This is a genomic window from Yoonia sp. MH D7 (genome assembly GCF_054439475.1).
The window spans coordinates 2910353-2933365 of record NZ_JBTJCF010000001.1; the positions used below are offsets into that span (position 1 = coordinate 2910353).

24 protein-coding genes are annotated in these 23013 nt (G+C 53.0%); 11 read left to right on the plus strand and 13 right to left on the minus strand.

Features of this window, described 5'->3' with window-relative positions; genetic code table 11:
- The first annotated feature begins 25 nt into the window (after window positions 1-25).
- Window positions 26-2659 carry a DNA mismatch repair protein MutS gene (gene mutS, locus ACXLHR_RS14505; protein ID WP_458792100.1) on the plus strand — a complete coding sequence of 878 codons (2634 nt, stop codon included), beginning with the start codon at window positions 26-28 and terminating at the stop codon, window positions 2657-2659.
- Here the strand turns inward: mutS and ACXLHR_RS14510 are convergent, their stop codons facing one another.
- From ACXLHR_RS14510 to hrcA, 3 genes are read right to left on the minus strand one after another with little or no spacing between them, the layout of a single operon-like run.
- On the minus strand, window positions 2660-3718 hold the full coding sequence (locus tag ACXLHR_RS14510; protein WP_458792101.1) for a TPM domain-containing protein: 1059 nt from the start codon (window positions 3716-3718) through the stop codon (window positions 2660-2662). It lies immediately after the preceding gene.
- 1 nt (window position 3719) lies between these two features.
- On the minus strand, window positions 3720-4256 hold the full coding sequence (locus ACXLHR_RS14515) for a nucleotide exchange factor GrpE (RefSeq protein WP_458792102.1): 537 nt from the start codon (window positions 4254-4256) through the stop codon (window positions 3720-3722).
- Window positions 4257-4260: 4 nt separating this feature from the next.
- Window positions 4261-5334 carry a heat-inducible transcriptional repressor HrcA gene (gene hrcA, locus ACXLHR_RS14520; protein ID WP_458792103.1) on the minus strand — a complete coding sequence of 358 codons (1074 nt, stop codon included), beginning with the start codon at window positions 5332-5334 and terminating at the stop codon, window positions 4261-4263.
- A gap of 119 nt (window positions 5335-5453) precedes the next feature.
- On the opposite strand from hrcA, the gene rph reads away from it, so the two are divergent.
- Genes rph through hemW form a run of 3 tightly spaced genes read left to right on the plus strand, consistent with a single transcriptional unit; the run spans window position 5454 to window position 7919 of the window.
- Entirely contained in the window at window positions 5454-6161 is a 708-nt protein-coding gene (rph, locus tag ACXLHR_RS14525; protein WP_458792104.1) for a ribonuclease PH, read from the plus strand.
- Complete coding sequence (rdgB, locus tag ACXLHR_RS14530; RefSeq protein ID WP_458792105.1) at window positions 6161-6769, plus strand: RdgB/HAM1 family non-canonical purine NTP pyrophosphatase; 609 nt, start codon at window positions 6161-6163, stop codon at window positions 6767-6769. Before rph ends, rdgB begins: the two co-directional genes overlap by 1 nt.
- Complete coding sequence (gene hemW / locus ACXLHR_RS14535) at window positions 6762-7919, plus strand: radical SAM family heme chaperone HemW (protein ID WP_458792563.1); 1158 nt, start codon at window positions 6762-6764, stop codon at window positions 7917-7919. The genes rdgB and hemW overlap by 8 nt, the downstream gene beginning before the upstream one ends.
- Here hemW and ACXLHR_RS14540 read toward each other — a convergent pair.
- The 7 genes from ACXLHR_RS14540 to hemJ all read right to left on the minus strand — a co-directional run bounded on the left by ACXLHR_RS14540 (window position 7916) and on the right by hemJ (window position 15260).
- Complete coding sequence (locus tag ACXLHR_RS14540; RefSeq protein ID WP_458792106.1) at window positions 7916-8812, minus strand: ParB/RepB/Spo0J family partition protein; 897 nt, start codon at window positions 8810-8812, stop codon at window positions 7916-7918. The genes hemW and ACXLHR_RS14540 overlap by 4 nt on opposite strands.
- 5 nt (window positions 8813-8817) lie before the next feature.
- On the minus strand, window positions 8818-9630 hold the full coding sequence (locus ACXLHR_RS14545; RefSeq protein ID WP_458792107.1) for a ParA family protein: 813 nt from the start codon (window positions 9628-9630) through the stop codon (window positions 8818-8820).
- A complete protein-coding gene (gene rsmG, locus ACXLHR_RS14550) occupies window positions 9617-10234 on the minus strand; it encodes a 16S rRNA (guanine(527)-N(7))-methyltransferase RsmG (protein WP_458792108.1) in 618 nt (205 codons plus the stop codon). The genes ACXLHR_RS14545 and rsmG overlap by 14 nt, the downstream gene beginning before the upstream one ends.
- Before the next feature lies 1 nt (window position 10235).
- Window positions 10236-12101, minus strand: a complete 1866-nt coding sequence (mnmG, locus tag ACXLHR_RS14555; protein WP_458792109.1) for a tRNA uridine-5-carboxymethylaminomethyl(34) synthesis enzyme MnmG — start codon at window positions 12099-12101, stop codon at window positions 10236-10238.
- 12 nt (window positions 12102-12113) lie between these two features.
- Window positions 12114-13394: a tRNA uridine-5-carboxymethylaminomethyl(34) synthesis GTPase MnmE gene (gene mnmE / locus ACXLHR_RS14560; RefSeq protein WP_458792110.1), complete on the minus strand. Its 1281-nt coding sequence runs from the start codon at window positions 13392-13394 to the stop codon at window positions 12114-12116.
- A 30-nt stretch (window positions 13395-13424) separates the two neighbouring features.
- A complete protein-coding gene (gene rho, locus ACXLHR_RS14565) occupies window positions 13425-14696 on the minus strand; it encodes a transcription termination factor Rho (protein WP_458792111.1) in 1272 nt (423 codons plus the stop codon).
- 114 nt (window positions 14697-14810) lie between these two features.
- The gene (hemJ, locus tag ACXLHR_RS14570) at window positions 14811-15260 is read right to left on the minus strand and encodes a protoporphyrinogen oxidase HemJ (RefSeq protein ID WP_458792112.1); all 450 of its coding nucleotides are present in this window, start codon (window positions 15258-15260) and stop codon (window positions 14811-14813) included.
- A 390-nt stretch (window positions 15261-15650) separates the two neighbouring features.
- Here hemJ and ACXLHR_RS14575 point away from each other — a divergent pair, with 390 nt between their 5' ends.
- Genes ACXLHR_RS14575 through dnaQ form a run of 4 tightly spaced genes read left to right on the plus strand, consistent with a single transcriptional unit; the run spans window position 15651 to window position 18394 of the window.
- Entirely contained in the window at window positions 15651-16250 is a 600-nt protein-coding gene (locus tag ACXLHR_RS14575; RefSeq protein ID WP_458792113.1) for a Maf family protein, read from the plus strand.
- Window positions 16250-17077: a shikimate dehydrogenase gene (locus ACXLHR_RS14580; protein WP_458792564.1), complete on the plus strand. Its 828-nt coding sequence runs from the start codon at window positions 16250-16252 to the stop codon at window positions 17075-17077. The genes ACXLHR_RS14575 and ACXLHR_RS14580 overlap by 1 nt, the downstream gene beginning before the upstream one ends.
- A complete protein-coding gene (coaE, locus tag ACXLHR_RS14585; RefSeq protein ID WP_458792114.1) occupies window positions 17074-17664 on the plus strand; it encodes a dephospho-CoA kinase in 591 nt (196 codons plus the stop codon). Before ACXLHR_RS14580 ends, coaE begins: the two co-directional genes overlap by 4 nt.
- The gene (dnaQ, locus tag ACXLHR_RS14590; protein WP_458792115.1) at window positions 17657-18394 is read left to right on the plus strand and encodes a DNA polymerase III subunit epsilon; all 738 of its coding nucleotides are present in this window, start codon (window positions 17657-17659) and stop codon (window positions 18392-18394) included. Before coaE ends, dnaQ begins: the two co-directional genes overlap by 8 nt.
- Here the strand turns inward: dnaQ and secB are convergent.
- Window positions 18391-18888, minus strand: a complete 498-nt coding sequence (secB, locus tag ACXLHR_RS14595) for a protein-export chaperone SecB (RefSeq protein WP_458792116.1) — start codon at window positions 18886-18888, stop codon at window positions 18391-18393. The genes dnaQ and secB overlap by 4 nt on opposite strands.
- A 68-nt stretch (window positions 18889-18956) precedes the next feature.
- Complete coding sequence (locus ACXLHR_RS14600; RefSeq protein ID WP_458792117.1) at window positions 18957-19427, minus strand: FxsA family protein; 471 nt, start codon at window positions 19425-19427, stop codon at window positions 18957-18959.
- A 113-nt stretch (window positions 19428-19540) separates the two neighbouring features.
- Here ACXLHR_RS14600 and ACXLHR_RS14605 point away from each other — a divergent pair, with 113 nt between their 5' ends.
- The 3 genes from ACXLHR_RS14605 to ACXLHR_RS14615 are packed head-to-tail and all read left to right on the plus strand — an operon-like array spanning window position 19541 to window position 21770.
- Window positions 19541-20197 carry a Tim44/TimA family putative adaptor protein gene (locus tag ACXLHR_RS14605; protein WP_458792118.1) on the plus strand — a complete coding sequence of 219 codons (657 nt, stop codon included), beginning with the start codon at window positions 19541-19543 and terminating at the stop codon, window positions 20195-20197.
- A gap of 23 nt (window positions 20198-20220) precedes the next feature.
- Window positions 20221-21198, plus strand: a complete 978-nt coding sequence (gene mltA / locus ACXLHR_RS14610) for a murein transglycosylase A (RefSeq protein WP_458792119.1) — start codon at window positions 20221-20223, stop codon at window positions 21196-21198.
- Entirely contained in the window at window positions 21195-21770 is a 576-nt protein-coding gene (locus ACXLHR_RS14615) for a Smr/MutS family protein (protein WP_458792120.1), read from the plus strand. Before mltA ends, ACXLHR_RS14615 begins: the two co-directional genes overlap by 4 nt.
- Here ACXLHR_RS14615 and ACXLHR_RS14620 read toward each other — a convergent pair.
- Window positions 21753-22991 carry an MFS transporter gene (locus ACXLHR_RS14620; protein WP_458792121.1) on the minus strand — a complete coding sequence of 413 codons (1239 nt, stop codon included), beginning with the start codon at window positions 22989-22991 and terminating at the stop codon, window positions 21753-21755. The two genes, ACXLHR_RS14615 and ACXLHR_RS14620, sit on opposite strands and share 18 nt — an antisense overlap.
- Window positions 22992-23013 lie beyond the last annotated feature (22 nt).

The following is a 23013-nucleotide window of genomic DNA, read 5'->3' on the forward strand; positions in this document are numbered from 1 at the left end:
ATCGGCCCGATTGATCGGGGGAACCATGAGCACCGCAAAACCAACCACGACACCGATGATGGCCCAATATTTGGAGTTGAAGGCGGGATATCCTGACGCCTTGCTGTTCTATCGTATGGGCGATTTTTACGAGATGTTTTTTGATGATGCGGTTGCTGCGGCGGCGGCGTTGGACATTGCGTTAACCAAGCGCGGCAAGCATTTGGAGCAGGACATTCCGATGTGTGGTGTGCCGCATCATGCAGCCGAAGGGTATTTTTTGACGCTGATCCGCAAGGGATTTCGTGTTGCCGTTTGCGAGCAAATGGAGAGCCCCGCGGAAGCGAAAAAGCGCGGTGCAAAGTCGGTAGTGCGGCGCGACGTTGTGCGGCTGGTAACGCCTGGGACGTTGACGGAAGATTCTTTGCTAGATGCGCGGCGGCATAACTATTTGGCAGCCTATGCCGAAGTCCGTGGTGAGGGAGCGTTGGCGTGGATTGATATTTCCACTGGCGCGTTTCACGTGATGAACTGCCCTCGTGTGACCCTAGGCCCTGAGTTGGCGAGATTAACGCCGCGAGAGGTGATTGTTGTTGATGGATTCGAGGGTGATTATGCTGCGTTAGTGTCTGAATCGGGAGCAGCGTTGACCACATTGGGCGGTGCGGCGTTTGATAGCACGGCGGGCGAAAAGCGATTAACGGCGCTGTTTAAGGTTGGGTCGCTGGATGCGTTTGGTAGCTTTGATCGTGCGCAGGTTTCCGCGATGTCGGCGGTGGCAGAGTATTTGGAGATAACGCAGAAGGGGAATTTGCCGCTGGTGCGCCCGCCTGTAATTGAGGGTCAGGCCACGTCGATGCAGATTGATGCGGCGACGCGCAGGTCGTTGGAATTGACGCATGGGACGGGTGGTGGTCGTCAGGGGTCGTTGTTGTCGGCGATTGATCGCACGGTGACGGCGGGTGGGGCACGGTTGTTGGAGCGTCGTTTGGCGAGTCCGTCATGTGCCCTGTCGGTGATTTCTCAAAGGCAGGAGAGCATCGCATTTTTGGCTGAACAGAGCCGGCTGACCGCAGATTTGCGTGATGGATTACGCGGTGTGTTTGATTTGGACCGTGCGTTGTCGCGATTGGCGTTGGAGCGGGGTGGTCCGCGCGATATGACAGCTATTCGCAATACGTTTGGACAGGCGGAGGCGATTTTACGTCTGTTACCGGAGGAGTTGCCGCAAGAGCTGGATGAAGCGCGGTTGGCGTTGCATGGGCATGATGCGTTGCTGGAATTGCTGGATGATGCCTTGGTTGCGGAGCCGCCTTTGCTGGCCCGTGATGGTGGGTTTATTGCGCCGCAGTTTGACGAAGAATTGGATGATGCGCGTAAATTGCGCGATGAGGGCCGTTCGGTCATTGCGGCGATGCAGGCGGATTTTGTGCAGGTCACGGGGATTTCAGCGCTGAAGATCAAGCACAACAATGTGTTAGGTTATTTCATAGAGACCACCGCGACGCATGCGCAAAAGATGTTGGCGGCACCACTGAATGAAACCTTTATTCATCGTCAGACCACGGCGAACCAAGTGCGGTTTACGACGGTGGAACTGTCGGAGATCGAGACGCGGATTTTGAATGCGGGTGGTCGCGCACTTGAGATTGAAAAACGGCTATATCAGACACTGACGCAGGCGATTATTGCGCAAGCGGGGCCGATTGGGGCGCTGGCACGGGCGTTGTCTGTTATTGATGTGGCAACTGCTATGGCGCATCTGGCAAGTGCCGAGAATTGGGCGCGGCCTGTGATTGATGATAGCCGCGCATTTGAGATTTCGGGTGGCCGGCATCCTGTGGTGGAGGCCGCGTTGCAGAAGGCTGGCACGCCGTTTGTAGCCAATGATTGTGATTTGAGCGGCACGCCAATTTGGTTGCTGACAGGTCCGAACATGGCGGGTAAGTCGACGTTTTTGCGGCAAAATGCGCTGATTGCGATTTTAGCGCAGATGGGTGGGTTTGTCCCTGCAAAGGCCGCGCATATCGGGATTGTCAGCCAGATATTTAGTCGTGTTGGTGCGTCGGATGATCTGGCGAAGGGGCGGTCTACGTTTATGGTTGAGATGGTCGAAACGGCGGCGATTTTGAATCAGGCGGATGATCGGGCGCTGGTGATTTTGGATGAGATTGGCCGTGGTACGGCGACGTATGACGGGCTTTCGATTGCTTGGGCCACGTTAGAGCATTTGCATGATGTGAACCGATGTCGTGCGCTGTTTGCCACACATTATCACGAAATGTCGCAGCTTTCCGATAAGCTCGATGGGGTGGATAATGCCACTGTGACGGTGCGTGAGTGGGAAGGTGACGTGATTTTCTTGCATGAGGTCAAGAAAGGTACGGCGGATCGCAGTTACGGGGTGCAGGTCGCGCGTTTGGCTGGCTTGCCGCAGGTTGTGGTGGAGCGGGCGAAGGTGGTTCTGGCGGCACTGGAGAAGGGCGAGCGGGAAGGTGGGTCGGCGCGGAAAGCGATTGTTGATGATCTGCCATTGTTTGCGTCGGTGCCTGCGCCTGTTGCGGCCAAAGTTGAGGCGTCGAAAGTGGAGGGTCGATTAAATTCGGTTTTGCCTGATGAATTGACGCCGAAAGAGGCCTTGGCTTTGATCTATGAGTTGCGGGATATGTTAGGGAAGTGATTACCAGCTGCCCGATGCGCCGCCACCTGAACTGCTACCACCTCCGCCGGACGATCCACCACTATCGGAGTCGTCATCTGCGAGGATTGGCAGAACTGTGTAGGTCGAATAGCGTTCTTCGCAGTGGTTGCACTGGAAGTCTGTGCGCATCTCGCCAGTCAGGCTATAAGTTGGCTCAACTGTACGTTCAGAGTTGTAGCTTTCTAACGTGTGAAAGCCGCATTTCGTGCAAAGTTCTTGCTTGGTGAACCAACGAGCGAAACCTTCGATGGTGACGTGGTCGCATTTGCGACAAATCCAGACGTCGTATTCCTTTGAGGCGAGGTCTTCTTCTTTTTGCTGACCTGTACTGAGATGTTTATCCTCGAACTCCTCTAGAACCCGCGGCATCCATGATCCATCAACGGGACAGCGGCGTGGGCGGCGGCGCATTGCTGCGTGATGGACACGGTAGACTGCCAAGGCAATTGGCGCGAAAATGATGAAAATAAAGCCGCCGAGAAATGCGTTGATATCGGTCCACCAGCGGGTGATGGCACGCGCGTTGTATTGGTCGGGCCAAACGCCTGCAAATTCGCGGATAGTGTGGTCGATGCCGAATGAAATGCCTTCGGCGTAACGGTCTGCCGTGAAATTTGGGATCACAATGGTGTCGATAATGTCTTTCAGAGGTGCATCTTTGGTGGTGCCATAGCCGCTGCCGACTTCAATGCGCATATCGCGGTCAAAACGTGAAACAACAAACAACACGCCATCATTGCGCTGGCTGTCGCCGATACCCCAAGCGTTGAACAAGTCGGTTGCGAATACCTCATTGCTAGAGGTTTGATTATAGTCGCTACGTTGTGTGATGGTCAGGACCGTCATTTCGATGTCACGGTGTTCTAGCAGGTCAGCGAGCTTGCGGCGCAGCTCTGCTTCTTGTGCATCATCAAGCAGGTCCGCGTAATCATTTACGTATGGATCACGTTCGATGGGAAAGGTTTGCGCTGTGGCGGGCAGGGAGGTTGCCAGCCACAGCGCAAGCGTCAGGAGGGGCCAAAGGGTGTAGCCCGTCACGTTAAGACGCTGGTGTTGACGATACGCCGACTTGCGCAGGCCGTAGCAGGCGGTCGTGGAGCAGGAAGCCTTCGGAGGCGACCTGGATAATTTCACCGGCTTTTGTGCCCGGGACAGGGGCCTCGAACATTGCCTGGTGAATTTGCGGATCGAACTTGTCGCCCACTTCGGGAGTGATCGGGTCAATGCCGTGTTTTTTGAAAACAGAGATCAATTCGCGCATCGTGAGTTCAATGCCGTCAAGAAGGGCTTTGTTCACGTCTTTCTGGGTTTCTTCGACGGACTGAAGCGCGCGGCGCAAGTTGTCGTAGACAGGAAGCATGTCGCGGGCAAGTTTTGAGCCGCCGTAGTTTTCGGCCTCGCGGCGGTCCCGTTCGGAGCGTTTGCGCATATTCTCGGTTTCAGCCAATGCGCGCATGAATTTGTCACGAAATTCGTCGCGCTCTGCTTCCATGTCGGCAATCCGGCCAAGGATATCGTCTTGCATATCACCTTCTGCGGCGAGGTCATCCAAGCTTTGCGGTTCGTCGTTAGCCATAGTTTCAGTCCTGTCTTGAGCGATCGGCAATCATCTTGCCAACCAGTTGGGCGGTGTAATTTACGATGGGAACGATCCGCCCGTAGTTAAGGCGTGTCGGTCCAATGACGCCAACGGCGCCAATAATCTTCTGATTGGCGTTCATATATGGAGAAACAACCAAAGAGGAACCCGAAAGTGAGAATAATTTGTTTTCGGAGCCGATAAAAATGCGCACACCGTCGCCGCCTTCGGCCAATTCGAGGAATTGAGCGATATCGCGCTTGCGTTCGAGGTCGTCGAAGAGGGTTCGGATGCGGTCGAGATCGGCCTCGGAGTCGCGATCGGCGAGTAGGTTTCCCCGTCCGCGTACGATAAGACGTTCGTTTTTTTCGTCGGCGTTATCCCATGTGGCAAAGCCGCTTTCGACCAGTTCGGCGGCAAGTGCATCGATTTCTTGGCGCCTTGCTTTGATTTCGCGGGTGATGACGGAGCCGAGTTCGGAGAGAGTGTGCCCTTCGGAGATAGCATTCAGAAAATTTGCCGCTTCGCGCATAGAGGACGGGGTTTGGCCAGCTGGCGGTGTGAATAGCCGGTTTTCGACGCGTCCGTCAGCGAGGACCAGAACGACGAGGGCGCGGTCACGGGAGAGAGATACGAATTCGATGTGTTTGATCGGTGCTTCTTGTTTAGGAGTGAGGACGAGGCTTGCGCCGCGTGTCATGCCCGAGAGAGCCGAGCCGACACGGTCAAGGAGAGTGGCCACGTCTTGCTGGGTATCGCCAAAGGTGTTGTCGATTGTTTGGCGGTCGGGCTCAGTCAGATCGCCGACCTCTAAGATGCCATCGACAAACATGCGCAGGCCAAGTTGGGTTGGCACGCGACCGGCGCTGATGTGCGGACTGTCGAGTAGACCAAGATGTTCGAGATCTTGCATTTCGTTGCGGATGGTTGCGGCGCTGACTTTTTCATTGAGGGTGCGGGAGAGGGTACGTGAACCGACGGGAGTGCCTGTTTCCAGGTAGCCTTCGACCACGCGCCGAAAGACTTCTCTCGAGCGTTCGTTCATGTCGGTGAATTGTGGCGGCGGCTTTGTCATGTCGACCAATCGTTTGGGGCGGTTTCATTAAAGCGATATAGTGGGCGTCGTCAATCGGGCTTGGATTTTATAGATGGGCAGCGTAGGCAGAAAAGGCAACCATAGACAGGAGTTTCCCCATGCGTCCATCAGGCCGTCAGATTAATGAAATGCGTAAAATTGAGATCCAAACCGGTGTGACGATGCATGCCGAGGGGTCGTGTCTGATTAAGATGGGGAATACGCATGTGCTGTGTACTGCGACAATTGAAGATCGGCCGCCTTCGTTTTTAAAGGGGTCGGGGCTCGGTTGGGTGACGGCAGAATACGGAATGTTGCCGCGCGCAACCAATACGCGGATGCGTCGTGAGGCGAAGACGAGCCAATCGGGCCGGACGCAGGAAATTCAGCGGCTGATTGGTCGGTCTTTGCGAGCGGGCGTTGATCGCGTTGCCTTGGGTGAGCGCCAGATTGTTGTGGATTGCGATGTTATTCAGGCAGATGGCGGGACGCGTTGTGCGGCGATCACTGGCGGCTGGGTTGCGCTGAAACTGGCGGTGAACCAGTTGATGAAGGCGGGGTTAGTGAAAAGTGATCCGCTGGTTGATCCTGTGGCTGCGATTTCTTGTGGGATATATGCGGGGCAGGAGATTTTGGATTTGGATTATCCTGAGGATTCCGAAGCTGGTGTTGATGGCAATTTTGTTATGACCGGCGGTAAGTTGATTGAAGTTCAGATGTCGGCGGAGGGGTCGCTTTTTACACGCAAGCAGATGGACGGGCTTTTGGACCTTGCCGAAATGGGCATCAACGAGTTGGTTGCGGCCCAAAGGGCGGCGGTGTCCTGATGCGTCGCTTTGAAGGGAAAGAGCTGGTTGTTGCGACGCATAACAATGGCAAGTTGGATGAAATGAAGGCTCTATTAGGCCCGTTCGGCATATCTCTGTCGTCTAATGCCGATCATGGGCTGCCTGAGCCAGAAGAGGCGGAAACCACGTTTGCCGGTAATGCGCGGATAAAGGCGCATGCGGCGGCTAAAGCGACTGGGCTTCCTGCGCTGGCAGATGACAGCGGGATCGAAATTGATGGTTTGGATGGTGCGCCTGGGGTTTATACGGCGGATTGGGCAGAGACGCCGCACGGGCGTGATTTTGTGATGGCAATGACGCGCAGTTGGAATGAACTGGAGGCGGTGAACGCACCAGTTCCACGGACGGCGCGGTTTTGTTGTACGTTGGTTTTGGCGTGGCCCGATGGTCATGACGAGGTTTTTGCGGGCGTGATGGATGGACAGATAGTTTGGCCAATGCGTGGCGAGCAGGGCCATGGTTATGATCCGATTTTTCAGCCTGAAGGGTATGATGTTACATTTGGAGAAATGGATCGCTGGGAAAAGAACAAGATTAGCCACCGCGCAAATGCATTTGAGAAATTGATTGCGGGTTGCTTTGCCTGAGGATTGGGAAAACGCTGGCTTTGGGCTTTATATCCATTGGCCGTTTTGTCAGGCGAAATGTCCGTATTGCGATTTTAATTCGCATGTGGCTGCGAAGATCGACCAGTGGGCGTGGGCTGAAGCCTATTTGAGTGAGATTGAGCGGGTTGGCGTGGAAACCGAGGGTCGGATTTTACGATCTGTTTTCTTTGGCGGCGGCACACCAAGCATGATGGATCCCGAGATTGTTGATGCGATCTTATCCAAGGTTCGCGCAACGTGGGGTATGGCCAATGATGTTGAGATTACGCTTGAGGCTAATCCGACATCAGTGGAGGCGGGTCGATTTGCGGGGTATCGCCAAGCAGGTGTAAACCGGATTTCGATGGGCGTTCAGGCCATGAATGATGTTGATTTGAAAGCGTTGGGGCGTTTGCATACCCATGCCGAGGCTTTGGCAGCGTTTGACATTGCGCGACGTGAGTTTGACCGCGTAAGTTTTGATCTGATTTATGCGCGCCAGAACCAAAGCTTGGAGGCGTGGCGTGCAGAGTTGTCCACCGCACTTTCTTTGGCAGTTGATCATCTGTCGTTATATCAATTGACGATTGAGAGCGGCACGGCCTTTGGCGACCGTTATGCGGCTGGGAAGTTAAGGGGTTTGCCTGACGATGACCGCGCCGCAGATATTTATGAGTTGACCCAAGAGTTATGCGAAAACGCTGGGTTTCCAGCATATGAAGTATCTAATCACGCTAGATCGGGAGCAGAGAGCCTTCATAATAAAATTTATTGGAAATACGGCGATTATGCAGGGATTGGTCCGGGTGCGCATGGGCGTTTAACGGTTCAGGGCAAAAGATCTGCGACCGAGGCGCCGCTTGCGCCCGGTTTGTGGCGTAAAAAAGTTTCTGAAATTGGGACTGGTGAGAGCGTTAGAGTAGAATTGAGCACCACTGACGCTGCGACCGAGTTTCTATTAATGGGACTTCGTCTGACCGAAGGGGTTGATTTGGCCCGTCTAGGTCAGAACGAGATCGCTTGTTTTAAAGTAAAGATAACCGAGTTAGCCCAGATGGGAATGGTTTCACTGGATGGTTCTCAGTTACGGGTCACCCCGAAAGGACGGCCTGTGCTAAATGCGGTACTGCGGCATTTACTGGACGATTAACCGCCAGAAAGTGCACGCAGGATATCGTCAAGCTGATCAAGATTCTGGTAATTGATGCTCAACTTGCCTCCTTCTGTATCTGCTTTGTGATCAATCGTGACCTTCATTTTTAATGTAGCAGATAGCTCGCCTTCTAACTGAAGTGTGTCGGCGTCCTTTTGTGAGGGTGCGCCAGCCTTTTTGGTCGAATTTGGCTTTGAAAGACCCTGTTTCGCCAGGCGCTCTGCATCGCGGACTGAAAGTCCTTTTGCGACGATATGGTCAGCCAGTTTTTGCGCGTCTTCATGTCCAATCAATGCACGGGCATGGCCCTGCGTGAGCTTACCTTCGACAAGGTAGTCGCGGACGCCGTCAGGAAGGTTGAGGAGGCGCATCAGGTTTGCAATATGGCTACGGCTTTTACCGAGAACACTGGAGAGTTGCTCCTGCGTGTGGCCAAATTTTTGCATGAGCTGACGATAGCCTGCACCTTCGTCGATCGGATTTAGGTCAGCGCGCTGAATGTTCTCTATAATTGCGACTTCGAGTACTTCTGTATCAGAATATTCGCGAATAATGACTGGAATTTCATGCAGTTGCGCGATTTGTGACGCACGCCAGCGCCGTTCGCCCGCCACAATTTCAAAGACATCAGGTTCGGTAGGATGTTTACGGACGATAAGCGGTTGAATTACGCCTTTTTCGGCGATTGAACTTGCGAGTTCATCAAGAGCTTCCTTGTTGAAGGCGCGGCGGGGTTGCTCAGGGTTAGGCCGAACACGTTCGACCGGCACAAATAGGTCTGGCCGCCGCGGTGTCTGTGTGCTTGGTGGCGCAATCTCTTGGGTGACATCAGACATCAGCGCCGATAAGCCGCGTCCAAGCCCGCGTGTTTTTTGTTTTTTATCAACCATTTAGATCACCCTCTCCCTACAGATTTGTTCTTTTCGAGCAGCTCTTTCGCCAAAGCGCGATATGCCAAACTGCCCTTTGATGTAGGATCATAGGTCAGAACTGGCACGGCAAATGAAGGGGCTTCGCTAAGCCTTACGTTTCGCGGAATGACTGTTTTAAATACAAGTTCACCGAGATTATCGCGAGCGTCGGCTTCGACCTGCTGGGATAAATTATTTCGTTTGTCATACATCGTAAGCGCGATGCCCTCAATGCGTAGGTTCTTGTTTGCGGTCTCACGAATATCGCGGATTGTCAGCATTAGTTGCGACAGTCCTTCGAGCGCGAAGAATTCACTTTGCAGTGGAACCACAACGCCATCTGCCGCAACCATTGCATTAACTGTCAATATGTTGAGAGAAGGAGGGCAATCAATCAATATGTAGTCGAAGCCGTATGCGTCCATCGCAGTTTGTCGTAATGCGTCACGCAACAGATAACTGCGTTTTTCGTTTGAAATGAGTTCGATGTCGGCGGAACTAAGATCAGTTGTTGCGGGAACGATCCAAAGGTTCTGGACTTCTGTGGTTTGAATTGCTTCAGCGGGTGTCGCGTCACCGGCAATAAGCTCGTAAGTTGTTATACCGCGTGCGTCTTGTTCGATGCCCAAGCCTGTTGACGCGTTTCCCTGAGGGTCCAGATCAATCAAGAGGACGCGCTGACCTACCTCTGCAAGCGCCGCGCCAAGGTTTATTGTCGTGGTCGTCTTACCAACGCCACCTTTCTGGTTTGCAACAGCAAGAATTCGAGGCCCGCGAGAGCGGCTAGGATCTAACACGAATGATATCTTTCACAACTAGAATACGGGCGTCTGGCTCTGTCATACTTGCATGTGCGCTAAGATCAAAGCGCCAATTTTTTTCCGCCTGGCTGATTTCAGATTCGAATGTCCGCCCCTTTGGCAGAATTGCGCAGGCTAAGGGCGTCATATGTTTTTGAATCAGAGCGAAAAGATCGTCTAAGTTACTTAACGCACGTGCGCTAACGACGTCAGCCGACTGGGGTGCTACGTCTTCGATGCGGTCCGCGAGGACGGTGACGTCGAGTGATAGCTCTCGCGATGCAGTGCGGAGAAACGTTGATTTCCGCTGATCACTTTCAATCATTGTGATCCGCGTTGCTGGACTAAGCTCTTTGGCCATTGCAGCGATCACAATCCCGGGAAAGCCGCCACCACTACCAACATCGACCCAATGTTTCAGCAATGAGGGTGCGTATTGGAAAAGCTGAGCAGAATCAACAATATGTCTTTCCCAAAGATCGTCTAACGTGCTGCGTGCAACGAGGTTAATGGTTGGGTTCCATTTTTTTGTAAGTGCCTCGAATAGTTCGAGCCGCTCAATTGTTTCACGTGAAACATCCATACCTGCGATATTTTGCATTTTAGACCTCTGCAATACTGAGTTTATCACGCTTAAGCCATGCAACGATCAACATAAGTGCTGCGGGCGTCATACCCTCGATGCGCCCGGCTTGAGCTACGTCGCGTGGTTGCGTTTGCTGTAACTTTTGAACTAACTCATTGGAGAGGCCGACAATATGACTGTAATTCATAGCGCTCGGTAAGACGTGTTTTTCGTCCCGTTCCATAGCTGCAATATCTTTTTCCTGACGGGAAATATAGTTTTTATAAAGCGCGTCGTTCTTAATTTGTTGAAGGATATCAGCAGGTTCGTTCAGGGGTGCCCCACTTAGGCTTTCTAGATGGGAGAAATTGAAATCAATTAAAGACAGGGCATCGAGTGCGCTTCGCTTTGGTCCATCGGGAGCCAACTTGACCCCAGATGCGGCGATTTCTCGTGCGCTAAACATGAGCGCGGATAGCTTTGTTTTAACTGCGTCAATCGTAGTTTTTTTGCGTTGGTAACTATCCCAGCGAGCGTCGCCGACGCAGCCGATATCCCGGCCCCATGCGGTGAGCCGCTGGTCAGCATTATCAGCCCTAAGGGACAAACGGAATTCTGCGCGAGACGTGAACATTCGGTACGGCTCTGTGACGCCCCGCGTCGTCAAATCGTCGATCATAACGCCTATGTAGGAGTCGCGGCGTTTGAAAAGGAGAGGGTCTTGGTTTTTAATTGCGCGTGCTGCATTTAGCCCAGCAACAAGGCCTTGCGCTGCCGCCTCTTCATATCCGGTTGTGCCGTTGATTTGTCCTGCAAGGTAAAGGCCTGGCACGTCTTTAAGCTCGAGCGTTGAGCGCAATGCGCGAGGGTCGATATAGTCGTATTCGATCGCGTAGCCGGGTTGAAGGATCGTTGTGTTTTCCAATCCGACTATGGAACGGACATAACTTTCTTGAACATCAACTGGGAGCGAGGTTGATATACCATTTGGGTAAACTGTATGATCATTAATCCCCTCGGGTTCAAGGAAGATTTGGTGCGAGTCTTTATCAGCAAAACGCACAATTTTGTCTTCGATTGATGGGCAGTATCGTGGACCGATGCCGTCTATGTGACCGCCATACATCGCGGAGCGTGAAAGGTTTTCCCGAATAATATCATGGGTTTGTAAATTTGTATGGGTTATGCCGCAGCTGATTTGTTTGGCTTGAACGGTTTTTGACAAAAAAGAAAACAGCACAGGGTCATCGTCGCCCGGTTGCATCTCTAGAATGTCCCAGTTGATTGTCCGCCCATCTAGGCGAGGTGGTGTGCCTGTTTTTAACCGACCGAGGGGAAGCCCGAAACTATCGAGTCGCTCGGCCATTTTCACTGCTGGATTTTCGCCCATGCGTCCGCCCGGACGTGATACGTCGCCGATGTGGATGATACCACGAAGAAATGTGCCCGTTGTCAGGATAACGGCTGTAGCGCGCAATTCCGAACCGTCACCTAGAGTGATACCGGAGACGCGGTTGCCATCCATGATTAGGTCGGTGGCTTCACCAGCAATTACGCAAAGGTTTTCGGCGTTCGCGATTTCATATTGCATCGCTGTGCGATAAATTTTCCGGTCAGCTTGTGTTCTCGGGCCTTGAACGGCGGGGCCTTTCTTCCGATTGAGGAGACGGAATTGAATGCCGGCTGCGTCAGCAACCCGCGCCATAGCCCCGTCGAGTGCGTCGATCTCGCGAACAAGGTGTCCTTTTCCAAGACCGCCAATCGCCGGATTACATGACATAACGCCAATTGTTTCCTTTGAGAGGGTAACAAGCGCGGTTTGCACACCCATTCGTGCCGCTGCGAGAGTTGCTTCAGCGCCTGCGTGCCCGCCGCCAATGACGACTACGTCAAAATGTTTCACGTGAAACAATCCTTACTTTCCAATGCAAAAACTGGAGAAAATTTCCCCCAGCACGTCTTCTACGTCGATGCGACCAACCAAGCTATCGATGGCGCGTGTAGCTGTTCGAATATCTTCTGCTACCAGATCTTCCATAAAGCTAGAGCTACCCATAGCAGCTTGTGCCGATTCCAAAAACCCAAGAGATTTCTGCATGGCGAGTCTGTGCCGTTCTCGCATTGCCACGCCGACAATTGCCACACGCGATGTAAGAGTGTTCGTCAGGTGCGCAATGAGGTGATCAATGCCATCCCCGGTCATTCCCGAGATACCGATATTTTCACCGTCATAAAGGTCGGATTTGGCGCGTAGGACCAGATCGCCTTCTAGAATTTTGATTCCAACTTCGTCATTTGGAAGTTGTAAGTAGACCCTGATGTCCGCTTTTTCCGCGCGATCGCGTGCAAGACGTACACCGATCACTTCGATTTCATCGTCGGTTTCGCGCAGGCCTGCAGTGTCAAGGATTGTGACAGGCAGCCCATTCAGGTCCATTCTAACCTCGATCACATCACGGGTCGTTCCCGCAATGGCAGAGGTGATTGCAGCCTCACGTCCGGCTAGTCGATTGAGCAGTGTTGATTTTCCTGCGTTAGGTGCACCAACAATTGCGACCTCAAAACCAGTACGTAGTCGTTCGGCGATTTTCACACCTGTTGATTCTCGTTCCAGTTCGGTGCGAACGTTTTGCAGTAAAGTGATTACTTCAGGGCTGACGTCAACAGGGACATCTTCGTCGGCAAAATCGATTGTGGCTTCCAGAAGAGCTGCCGCGCGCAGCAGTTTTTGACGCCATCCTTCGGCGAGTTTGCCAAGGTCGCCTGAAAGGACACGTAGGGCTTGGCGTCGTTGTCCTTCGGTTTCAGCATCGATGAGGTCAGCGAGGCCTTCGACTTGGGCAAGGTCGAGACGTCCGTTGTCGAGAGCGCGTCGTGTGAATTCGCCTGCTTCTGCGGGGCGGAGGTCGGGCATGTCGCCGAGTGTGCGAAGGACGGCGCCGACGACGGCGATTGAGCCGTGCAAGTGCAGCTCGACAACTTGTTCGCCAGTAAAGCTTTGTCCTTCCGGGAAAACGAGAATTAGTGCTTCGTCGAGATGTTCACCGGAACTATCGACTAAAGTGCGTAAACCGCGCCGAGATGGCACGGTTTTCATCATTTTTTGGGCCGCTCTCGTCGCGCTGATGCCTGATAATCGTATCACAGCAACACCAGCGCGGCCCTGCGCAGTCGCTAAGGCGAAGATCGTATCCATTAGTGTAACCCGTTGTTTTAAAACGATAACTTAGGTGTTCATTGAGTCAAAGAAGTCGGCGTTTGACTTGGTTTGCTTCAACTTGCCAATCAGGAACTCGATTGCGTCGGTTGTGCCCATTGGGTTGAGGATCCGGCGCAGAACGTAAGTCTTGGCCAAGTCTGCTTTGTCGACCAGCAGTTCTTCTTTACGTGTGCCTGACTTAAGAATGTCCATCGCAGGGAAGACGCGCTTGTCGGCGACTTTGCGATCGAGCACAATTTCCGAGTTGCCTGTGCCTTTGAATTCTTCAAAGATCACTTCGTCCATCCGCGAGCCTGTGTCGATCAGAGCGGTCGCGATGATTGTGAGTGAACCGCCTTCTTCGATGTTACGTGCTGCACCAAAGAAACGCTTTGGCCGTTGCAGAGCGTTGGCATCGACGCCGCCTGTCAGAACTTTACCCGATGAAGGCACCACGGTGTTATAGGCGCGGCCAAGACGGGTGATTGAATCGAGGAGGATCACAACGTCGCGTTTGTGTTCCACGAGGCGTTTCGCTTTTTCGATAACCATTTCGGCGACAGCGACGTGGCGTGTGGGAGGCTCGTCGAATGTCGAGGAGACAACTTCACCTTTGACCGAACGCTGCATGTCGGTGACTTCCTCTGGCCGCTCGTCGATGAGCAGAACAATGAGGTAGATTTCCGGGTGGTTCTTTTCCAAGGAATTCGCGATGTTTTGCAGCAGCACGGTTTTACCAGTGCGCGGTGGAGCTACGATCAGGGAGCGTTGCCCTTTGCCGATCGGTGCCACGAGGTCGATAATTCGTGCGGATTTGTCTTTGATTGTCGGGTCTTCGACTTCCATTTTGAACCGCTCGTCCGGGTATAGCGGGGTTAGGTTGTCGAAGGCGACTTTGTGTTTGGTTTTCTCTGGGTCTTCAAAATTGATCTTTTCAACGCTTGTGAGGGCGAAGTAGCGCTCTGCATCATTTGGTTCTTTCATTACCCCTTCGACGGTGTCGCCGGTGCGCATGGAGTGGGCGCGGATCATGTCGGGGGAGACGTAGATGTCGTCGGGTCCGGGCAGGTAGTTTGCCTCGGGGGAGCGCAGGAAGCCAAAGCCATCTTTGAGAACTTCGAGGACGCCGTCACCACCGATGATCCATTCTTCGTCAGCACGTTCCTTGAGGATCGCGAACATCATGTCGCCTTTACGCATGGTGGATGCGTTTTCGATCTCTAGCTCTTCGGCCATTGAGAGGAGCGCTTTTGGGCTTTGTGCTTTGAGGTCGGCGAGGTTCAGGCGGTCAAGGGTCATAAAAATATCCAACTGCCGCACACAGGGGCGCGGAGTTTTTTGTGATGAGATGGAAAACAGCTATCCCGAACGGGAAGTGAGGGCATGTTTAGGGGGGGATTTGACTTTTGTCAATCAGAAGGGGCGCACGACGACCATGATGACGATTATGAGCATGAGGACGGTGGGGACTTCGTTTGCTATCCTGTAGGTCCGCCCAGTGCGTGTGTTGGTGCCGCGAGCGAACTCTTTGCGGCGTGTGGAGAGCCAACCGTGAAATGCGGACATCAGGACGACGGCGATCAGTTTGATCCATGACCAAGCCGAGCTAAAGTCAAACGCGCCTTGCCAGATCATGATCAACCCGCAGATCCATGTTACAATCATTGAAGGATTAATGATTACCCGCAGCAACTTTTTTTCCATGATTTGGAAGGTGGCGTCGAGTTCTGAGCCAACTGTTGCCCGCTCTGCGTGATAGACAAACAGGCGAGGGAGATAGAACATACCTGCCATCCAAGAAATCACTGCCATGATGTGAAGTGATTTTATCCATGGGTAGAGTGAATTGATAATGTCCTGCATGACGACCTCTCTCTTAATATAATTAAGTATATATAAAGAAAGATGATGAAGAGGTAGGGGGCGCGTTTTCTGTGGATTGTTTTTTTATCCGCAGGGTTATCCCCGGTTGGGGATTGTGGGAGAGATGGATAATTTTTTACTCATCATTTATTTTATCTTTATAAATCATATAGTTATTTATAACTTAACAAGTTGTTAAAATTTAATTCATCATCTTGACGAGGTTATGCGTCTGATTCCTCCACAGGGGAAAGTTATCCTTGTCCACCGTGGACATTTGTAGGTGAACCTTCGCATAAAGGGGAGAGTATCCACATGTTGGAGGGAGGGTGTAATCACCCACCCTTTTGTCCATGCGGAAAAACAGAAGTTGTCCTGAGAGTTATCCCCATGTCCCAGCCCATTATTCTTGCCTCTGGTTCCGATATTCGCGCCACACTTTTACGCAATGCAGGTGTGCCGTTTGAGGTTGTTGTGCCGCGCGTTGACGAGCAAACTATGAAGCAGTCATTGATTATTGAGGGCGCCAGTCCGCGTGATATTGCCGATGCTTTGGCCGAGATGAAAGCGTTAAAGGTAGCGTCGAAACATCCTGATAGTTTAGTAATTGGCTGTGATCAGATGTTGGCACATGGGCGTGAGTTGTTGTCGAAGCCTCAAACGCCCGAGGATGCTATTGCGCAATTAAAGTCGTTGCGTGGTCAGACCCATCAATTGTTATCGGCGGCGGTGATTTATGCCGATGGCAAGCCGCAGTGGCGACATGTGGGGCAGACCCGGTTGTTTATGCGTGATGTGTCAGATGATTATTTGGCAGAGTATGTTGATTGCAATTGGGAAAGTATTCGTCATTCTGTTGGGGCATATAAGTTAGAAGAGGAGGGGGCGCGTTTGTTTTCCCGTGTCGAGGGCGATTATTTTAATGTCTTGGGGATTCCGCTGTTAGAACTCTTGTCATATCTGACGCTTCGCGGGACACTTGCCGGATGATGAAACAGATCCCCCTTGCTGGCGTTTTAGGTAATCCCATTGCGCAATCGAAGTCGCCAAAGCTGCACAAGCATTGGTTGGCTAAATATGGTTTGGCGGGGGATTATGTGCCGCTGCATGTTGCGGAAGGCAATTTGGAAGCGGTGTTGCGCGCCATGCCAAATATGGGGTTTGTCGGTACAAATGTGACCTTGCCGCATAAGATTTCCGCGCTGCGGATTGCTGATCAGGTCAGTGATCGCGCCACGTTGATCGGGGCGGCGAACACGCTGACGTTTCGTGACGATGGCTCTATCTATGCTGATAATACAGATGGCTACGGTTTTATTTCGAATTTGAAACAGAATGCGCCTGCATGGGATCCGACGGCTGGCCCAGCTGCCGTTCTGGGCGCAGGTGGTGCGGCGCGTGCGATTATTGTTGCACTTGCCGATGCGGGTGTGTCCGAGATTTTACTGTCCAATCGTACCCGTATAAAGGCGGATGCGCTGCGTGCCGAGTTTGGATCGCGAATTCATGTGGTGGAGTGGGTGCAGGCGGGGGGCATGTTGGCGGATGCGGCGACTGTGGTGAATACCACGGCGCTAGGTATGGTTGGTCATCCTGAGTTGCGTGTTTCGTTGGACGGGTTGCGTAAAGGGACACTGGTGACGGACATTGTATATAGTCCGCTGCGCACCAAACTGCTTGATGATGCCGAAGCGATGGGCTGTGTGACGGTGGATGGGTTGGGTATGTTGTTACATCAAGGGGTACCGGGGTTTGAGCGGTGGTTTGGTGTGCGTCCTGAGGTTGACGAAGAGACCCGCGCGGTTGTGTTGGCATGAGTTTTTTGTTGGGGCTGACCGGCTCTATAGGGATGGGCAAGTCGACTACAGCGCAGATGTTTCGCGATTTGGAGGTGCCCGTTTGGGATGCAGATGCCGCCGTCCACCGTCTATATGCCAAAAACGGGGCTGCGGTTCCGCTATTCGCGCAACATTTGCCTGAAGCCGTGGTTGACGGGGCTGTGTCGCGGGTCGTTTTGAAGGCGATGATCGCTGCGGATCGTGACATTTTACGCCAGATCGAGCAGATCGTTCATCCCTTGGTTGGTGATGATCGCGCTGTTTTCATTGCTAACACACAAGGCGATTTGTTGGTTTTCGATATACCATTGTTGTTTGAGACGCAGGCTGATGTTTGGCTAGATGCGGTGGCCGTTGTTTCAGCCCCGATAGCAGTTCAACGAGAGCGCGTTTTGGAGCGTGATGGTATGACAGAGATGCAATTCGCATTGATTTTATCCAAGCAGATGCCTGACGCGGAAAAGCGTGCGCGGGCAGATTTTCTGATTGAGACGGTTTCCATAGACGCGGCACGCTCAGCGGTGCAAAAGATCGTCACCAAATTGAAAGGCTTGCCCAATGCGTGAGATCGTTCTTGATACTGAGACCACGGGTTTCGAGCCCGCCGAGGGCGATCGTATCGTCGAGATTGGCGCAATTGAACTGATTGGTCATATGCCGACAGGCCGCACTTATCATCAGTATATTAACCCAAAACGGATGATGCCGGCGGGGGCGTTTGGGGTGCATGGCATTGGTCCTGATTTGTTGGAGCCACCACAACCTGTGCAGCCCGGTCAGGTTACGTTGCGCGACAAGCCTGTGTTTGCCGAAGTAGCGCAGGGATTTATTGATTTTGTCGGTGATTCCAAAATGATCATTCACAATGCTGCGTTTGATATCAAGTTTTTGAATGCCGAGTTGGGATGGTTGAACCGTCCACTATTTTCGATGGATCAAGCTGTGGATACGCTTGGAATTGCGCGGCGCAAATTTCCAGGGTCGCCGGCGTCATTGGATGCGCTTTGCCGTCGCTTTGGGATCGATAATTCTAATCGGACGTTGCACGGCGCACTTTTGGACAGTGAAATTTTGGCGGAAGTATATCTGGAGTTGATTGGCGGTCGTCAGCCCGACTTTGCGCTGGCGACTGATAGTCGTAAATCGAGTTCAGCGGCTGATATCGGTGCGTGGCGTCCGACGCCGCGTCCGACACCGTTGGGATCAAAGATCACGCAAGAAGAAGCCGCCACCCATAATGCTTTTGTGCAAAAGCTGGGCGACGGCGCTGTCTGGAAAAAACTGGATAGAGCCTAGTTAATTTTGACTTTTTCTTTTTCTGCGTCAACACGGCGCGAGATTTCGTTGCGGTATAGCGCCATGAAATCGATAGTTTCCAAGTTCAGTGGTGGAAAGCCACCGTCGCGTGTTACGTCGCTGACGATACGGCGCAAGAACGGGAATGTGATGCGTGGGCATTCGATCAAAAGGTAGGGATGCATCTGGTCTTCTGGCACGCCTGACACTTCAAAAACGCCCGCATATTCCAATTCGAGGACGAACAACGGGTCACCCTTTTCTTTGGTGTTGCTGTCGATCTTCAGCTTGGTGATGACTTCGAATTGCCCTTCGGTGCCGCGTTTGCGGGCGTCGAGGTTCACTTGTACTTTGATTTCTGGCTGAGCGTCACCTGACACACCTTTTTGTGCAAGGATGTTTTCGAACGACAGGTCGCGAACATATTGTGCCAGCACGCGGCTGGTGACTTTTGGTGCAGCGGCTTCTGCGCCTGTTTCGGGTGTATCGGCCATGTTTTGCTCCGGTATTTGAAAAAGGTTGAGCTGTTGTTATCAGGACTTTGCCGGTCCCTCAATCAGGTTTAATCGCGCGTCCAGCGGGAGGGTCCGCTTTGTTTGCTGGGCACCTCTTCAAACTCGCCTTCAATGACCCGATCTGAGGGTGCGTGCGGTTGGTTAGGCGGTGTACCCATCGAGAATCTCTGCACTTTGATGCGCGATTTTGCCCATTTGAATGCGCCTGCGCGAACTGGTGGGAAAAGCAGTGCAAAGCCAATGGCATCGGTAAAAAAACCGGGTGTGAGAAGCATTGCACCTGCGAACAGAATCATTGCGCCATTTGCCAGAGGCTCGGTCGGGTCATTGAGAGCGGAAAAGGAGTTTTGAAGCTTGGATAATTCCCGCGCGCCTTGACTACGCACCAGCGATGAGCCGATGATTGCGGTCACAAGCACGATGCCAAGTGTCGGCCAGAGGCCAATAAACCCGCCAACCTGGATGAATAATGCGATTTCGATCAATGGAATCGCGATAAATGCTATTAAAAGCCACATTGGTGGGCCCTTTCTTATGTTGTTGCGGGGGGTAAGGTGGACTTGGCCCCGCGCCCCACCTACATAAGAGACGCAACCATACGTTTCCATGCCCTATGTATAAAGAGGCCCTGATGAACTCTCCGATTATCCAACTTTTAGTGCTTGCCGGCATTGCTGTTTTTCTGATTCTGCGACTGCGTGGGGTTTTGGGGACGCGAGAGGGTTTTGAAAAACCGCAGATCAAGACTGATGTGGCCAAGAGCCGCCGCAGTGATTTTGAGGTGATTGAAGGTGGTCCCGATCACGATATCATCGATCATGCCGAGGAGGGGTCTGATACGGCGATCGCTCTTGCTGCAATGAAGCGGGCCGATCCGAGTTTCAATGTGGGCGAGTTTTTGGGCGGTGCGCGTGGCGCATACGAGATGATCTTGATGGCATTCGAGCGCGGCGATTTGGCCAGCGTGTTGCCGTTTCTGTCGGAAGACGTTTATGAGGCGTTCTCAAGTGTTGTTGATGAGCGTGACCAGAAGGGTTTGACTGTCGAGGCAACGTTCGTTGGCATCTCGCATATTGGTCTGAAAAGTGCGACTTTTGATGCGGTAACGAAAGAGGCCGAGATCACGATGCGGTATAAAGCCGAGTTGACCTATCAGGTTCGTGATGCCGGTGGTGACGTGATCGAGGGCAATGCTGACGAGATCAAGCACCAGAAGGATATCTGGACTTTTGCCCGTGATATGTCCGCAAATGATCCCAACTGGCGTCTCGTTGCAACTGGCGGGTGACCTCTTAACTGGCTAGGGCGTTCATGGCGGAACCGAGTTACACATTGTTGTCGTTTGATGATTTGGCCGATTGGTCGGCTGATGATCATCAGGCGGCATTAAGTGTTTTTATAGAGACATGTGGCGAGTTGGATGGTCCTGAGTGGGTGGATATTTGTTCGGTTGCTAAGAAGACTAAGGATGCCCAAGCGTTTTTTGAAACGTTTTTCCAGCCTGTTTTGATAGAGGATGGTGAGCCAATGTTGTTCACCGGATATTTTGAACCAGAGTTGCGTGGTGCGCCGACGCGAGGTGGTAAGTATCAGTTTCCAATTTATCGTTTGCCAGATGATCACGTCGTAGGTGAGCCATATTTGACCCGAGAAGAGATTGAGGACGGTCGTCCGCTTGCGGGTCGTGGCTTGGAGATTGCGTGGCTGGCTGATCCTGTGGATTTGTTTTTCTTGCAAGTGCAGGGATCTGGTCGCATCCGGTTTGATGACGGCAACGGTATTCGTGTGGGGTATGGCGGCAAGAATGGACATGAATATTCGTCGATTGGACGCGCATTGGTGGATCGCGGGGTTTACCAGCCAGATGAGGTGTCAGCGGACGTGATCCGAAAATGGGTGCGTGATAATCCCGATGAGGGACGCGGGTTGTTGTGGCTGAACAAGAGCTATGTGTTTTTCCGTGAAGTGAACGAGGTGCCTGCCGGCAAAGGCCCGCTGGGTGCGATGAACTGCTCGATTACCACGGAGCGTTCGTTGGCGGTTGATCCTGAATTTACCAAGTTAGGGACGCCGGTTTGGATTGAGAAAGAGGGCGCCACGCCAATGCATCGTTTGATGGTGGCGCAGGATACCGGGTCGGCGATCAAGGGTGCGCAGCGCGCTGATATTTTTTATGGTACGGGTGAAGATGCAGGTCGTAAGGCGGGTCGGATTATTGATGGCGGTCGTATGATCCGGCTTTTGCCGATGCAGATGGCTTATGCGATGTTTCCTAAAGCGATTGAATGAGACGTCCTCGTCATCTTTCTGCCGAAGAACGCGCTTTGTGGGATCGTGTCGCGGACACGGCAAGGCCGTTGGAGCCTGCGCGACCTGTTGAGCCAGCGCACGTGACGAAGCCTGTAAGCAGACCTGTCGTGCGCGAAGTTGATCCGATCCAGCATTTTATGATGGGTGAAAAGGCGAAGCATGGTCGTGCGAATGATATTCTGCCAAGTATGGCCGCCCGTTTGACCCATGCGCCTGTGCAGATGGATAACAAGGCTTACGGCAAGATGACCCGTGGCAAGCTGAAGCCAGAGGCGCGGATTGATCTGCATGGGCTGACGATGGCCGAAGCGCATCCCGATTTGATTGCGTTTATACTGGGATCGCATGCGATTGGGCGGCGTTTGGTTTTGGTGATTACTGGCAAGGGCAAGCTGCGCGATGATGGTGGGCGGCTGGGGATTCTGCGTCATCAGGTGCCGCAATGGATGGCATTGCCGCCCCTATCGCAGGCGATTTTGCAGGTGACGCCAGCGCATTTGAACCATGGCGGGCATGGTGCATATTATGTCTATCTACGCCGTAGCCGTTAGTCGTAGATACATGTTTGCAGCAATTTTGAGCAGGATCGCACAGAGTCCAAAGCAGGCTGCGTAGGCGAGCAACTGTATTTCCAGCCCCACGTTTTTGTCGATGAGCCAGCCACTAATGCCTGGTCCAAGGGCTGATCCGAGAACCATCATTGCAGTCGCGGCTGATTTGATTGAGCCGATGAACTTGGTCCCGTAGAATTCGGCCCAGACTGCATTGAGTATCGTGCCGTGCCCGCCGCCGGCTATGCCCATAAGGATCACACCAATCGCTGTCCAAGCGAGGTTGGGCGCGTACCAGTTCATGGTAAACGCTGCGACATATGGCAGGATGTAAAACGGTAACAGCCGCACCGCGCCCAACCTGTCGATGGCCCAGCCGTAAGCGATGGTGCTGATGGCAAGGGCGATCGTGCCAAGCGGGAAAACCGCGACGAGCGAGAGGTGCGACCAGCCTTTTACTTCGGCAAAGTGGGCTTGGTGGAACCAGAAGACGGTGCCGAATCCGGCAAAGCAGATGATTGCAGGGGTCAGAAGCCAGAAAAGTGGATGGGACAGGGCTTCGCGGCGGGTCCAGTGTTTGTCGCCAATGCCTGTCGCGCTGTTAGATTGGGCTTCGGATTTTGGGGTGCGCTCCAAGCGCAGGAGCCAATAAAGGACGGGGCACGTTGCGAGACAGAAGAGCGCGAAAAAGACCCAGAGGGTACGCCAGTCGACGATAGTTTTAAGGTAAACCATGGTGAGAGGCAGTGTTGCTTCTGCCAGCATAAAGCCGAGGCCTGCGACAGCGAGCGCCCGTCCGCGCGTGGCGATAAACCAGCGTGACATGGCGATGGCGGACATATGCGTGGACATACCTTGACCGAGGAAGCGCAGTGCGAAAATGACCGCGATGAGGCCAATGAGTGAGTTGTTGAATGCCATGGCGAGACACGCAAGGGATAGGCCGCCTGCGACGAGAATGCCAAGGGTGCGCACGCGGAATGTATCGGCGAGGCCGCCTGCGAAAACCATGACTGCTGCTGATCCCATGGTCGCGATCATATAGATCACGCCCCAGTCGCCGTTTGACATGCCGTAGGTTTCGCGGATTTCGCCGCCGAAGATCGAGATGAAAAAGGTTTGCCCAAAACTGGACATGAAAGACAACAACGCGCCCGTCGCAAGGAAGGGCGCGTTTTGTTTAATGAAGGTGATGTAGCCTGTTTTCATGATGTTACTCATGGGCATGAATGACGCCGACGAA

Excerpts from the sequence above, each read along its gene's own strand:
- rsmG (WP_458792108.1), bottom strand. The coding sequence starts at position 10,234 with ATGCAAAATATCGCAGGTATGGATGTTTCACGTGAAACAATTGAGCGG.
- ACXLHR_RS14605 (WP_458792118.1), top strand. The coding sequence starts at position 19,541 with ATGAACTCTCCGATTATCCAACTTTTAGTGCTTGCCGGCATTGCTGTT.
- secB (WP_458792116.1), bottom strand. The coding sequence starts at position 18,888 with ATGGCCGATACACCCGAAACAGGCGCAGAAGCCGCTGCACCAAAAGTC.
- dnaQ (WP_458792115.1), top strand. The coding sequence starts at position 17,657 with ATGCGTGAGATCGTTCTTGATACTGAGACCACGGGTTTCGAGCCCGCC.
- ACXLHR_RS14600 (WP_458792117.1), bottom strand. The coding sequence starts at position 19,427 with ATGTGGCTTTTAATAGCATTTATCGCGATTCCATTGATCGAAATCGCA.
- ACXLHR_RS14580 (WP_458792564.1), top strand. The coding sequence starts at position 16,250 with ATGAAACAGATCCCCCTTGCTGGCGTTTTAGGTAATCCCATTGCGCAA.
- coaE (WP_458792114.1), top strand. The coding sequence starts at position 17,074 with ATGAGTTTTTTGTTGGGGCTGACCGGCTCTATAGGGATGGGCAAGTCG.
- ACXLHR_RS14540 (WP_458792106.1), bottom strand. The coding sequence starts at position 8,812 with ATGGTTGATAAAAAACAAAAAACACGCGGGCTTGGACGCGGCTTATCG.
- rdgB (WP_458792105.1), top strand. The coding sequence starts at position 6,161 with ATGCGTCGCTTTGAAGGGAAAGAGCTGGTTGTTGCGACGCATAACAAT.
- ACXLHR_RS14615 (WP_458792120.1), top strand. The coding sequence starts at position 21,195 with ATGAGACGTCCTCGTCATCTTTCTGCCGAAGAACGCGCTTTGTGGGAT.
- rho (WP_458792111.1), bottom strand. The coding sequence starts at position 14,696 with ATGACCCTTGACCGCCTGAACCTCGCCGACCTCAAAGCACAAAGCCCA.
- ACXLHR_RS14620 (WP_458792121.1), bottom strand. The coding sequence starts at position 22,991 with ATGAGTAACATCATGAAAACAGGCTACATCACCTTCATTAAACAAAAC.
- mnmE (WP_458792110.1), bottom strand. The coding sequence starts at position 13,394 with ATGGATACGATCTTCGCCTTAGCGACTGCGCAGGGCCGCGCTGGTGTT.
- rph (WP_458792104.1), top strand. The coding sequence starts at position 5,454 with ATGCGTCCATCAGGCCGTCAGATTAATGAAATGCGTAAAATTGAGATC.
- ACXLHR_RS14575 (WP_458792113.1), top strand. The coding sequence starts at position 15,651 with ATGTCCCAGCCCATTATTCTTGCCTCTGGTTCCGATATTCGCGCCACA.
- mutS (WP_458792100.1), top strand. The coding sequence starts at position 26 with ATGAGCACCGCAAAACCAACCACGACACCGATGATGGCCCAATATTTG.
- mltA (WP_458792119.1), top strand. The coding sequence starts at position 20,221 with ATGGCGGAACCGAGTTACACATTGTTGTCGTTTGATGATTTGGCCGAT.
- ACXLHR_RS14515 (WP_458792102.1), bottom strand. The coding sequence starts at position 4,256 with ATGGCTAACGACGAACCGCAAAGCTTGGATGACCTCGCCGCAGAAGGT.
- hrcA (WP_458792103.1), bottom strand. The coding sequence starts at position 5,334 with ATGACAAAGCCGCCGCCACAATTCACCGACATGAACGAACGCTCGAGA.
- hemJ (WP_458792112.1), bottom strand. The coding sequence starts at position 15,260 with ATGCAGGACATTATCAATTCACTCTACCCATGGATAAAATCACTTCAC.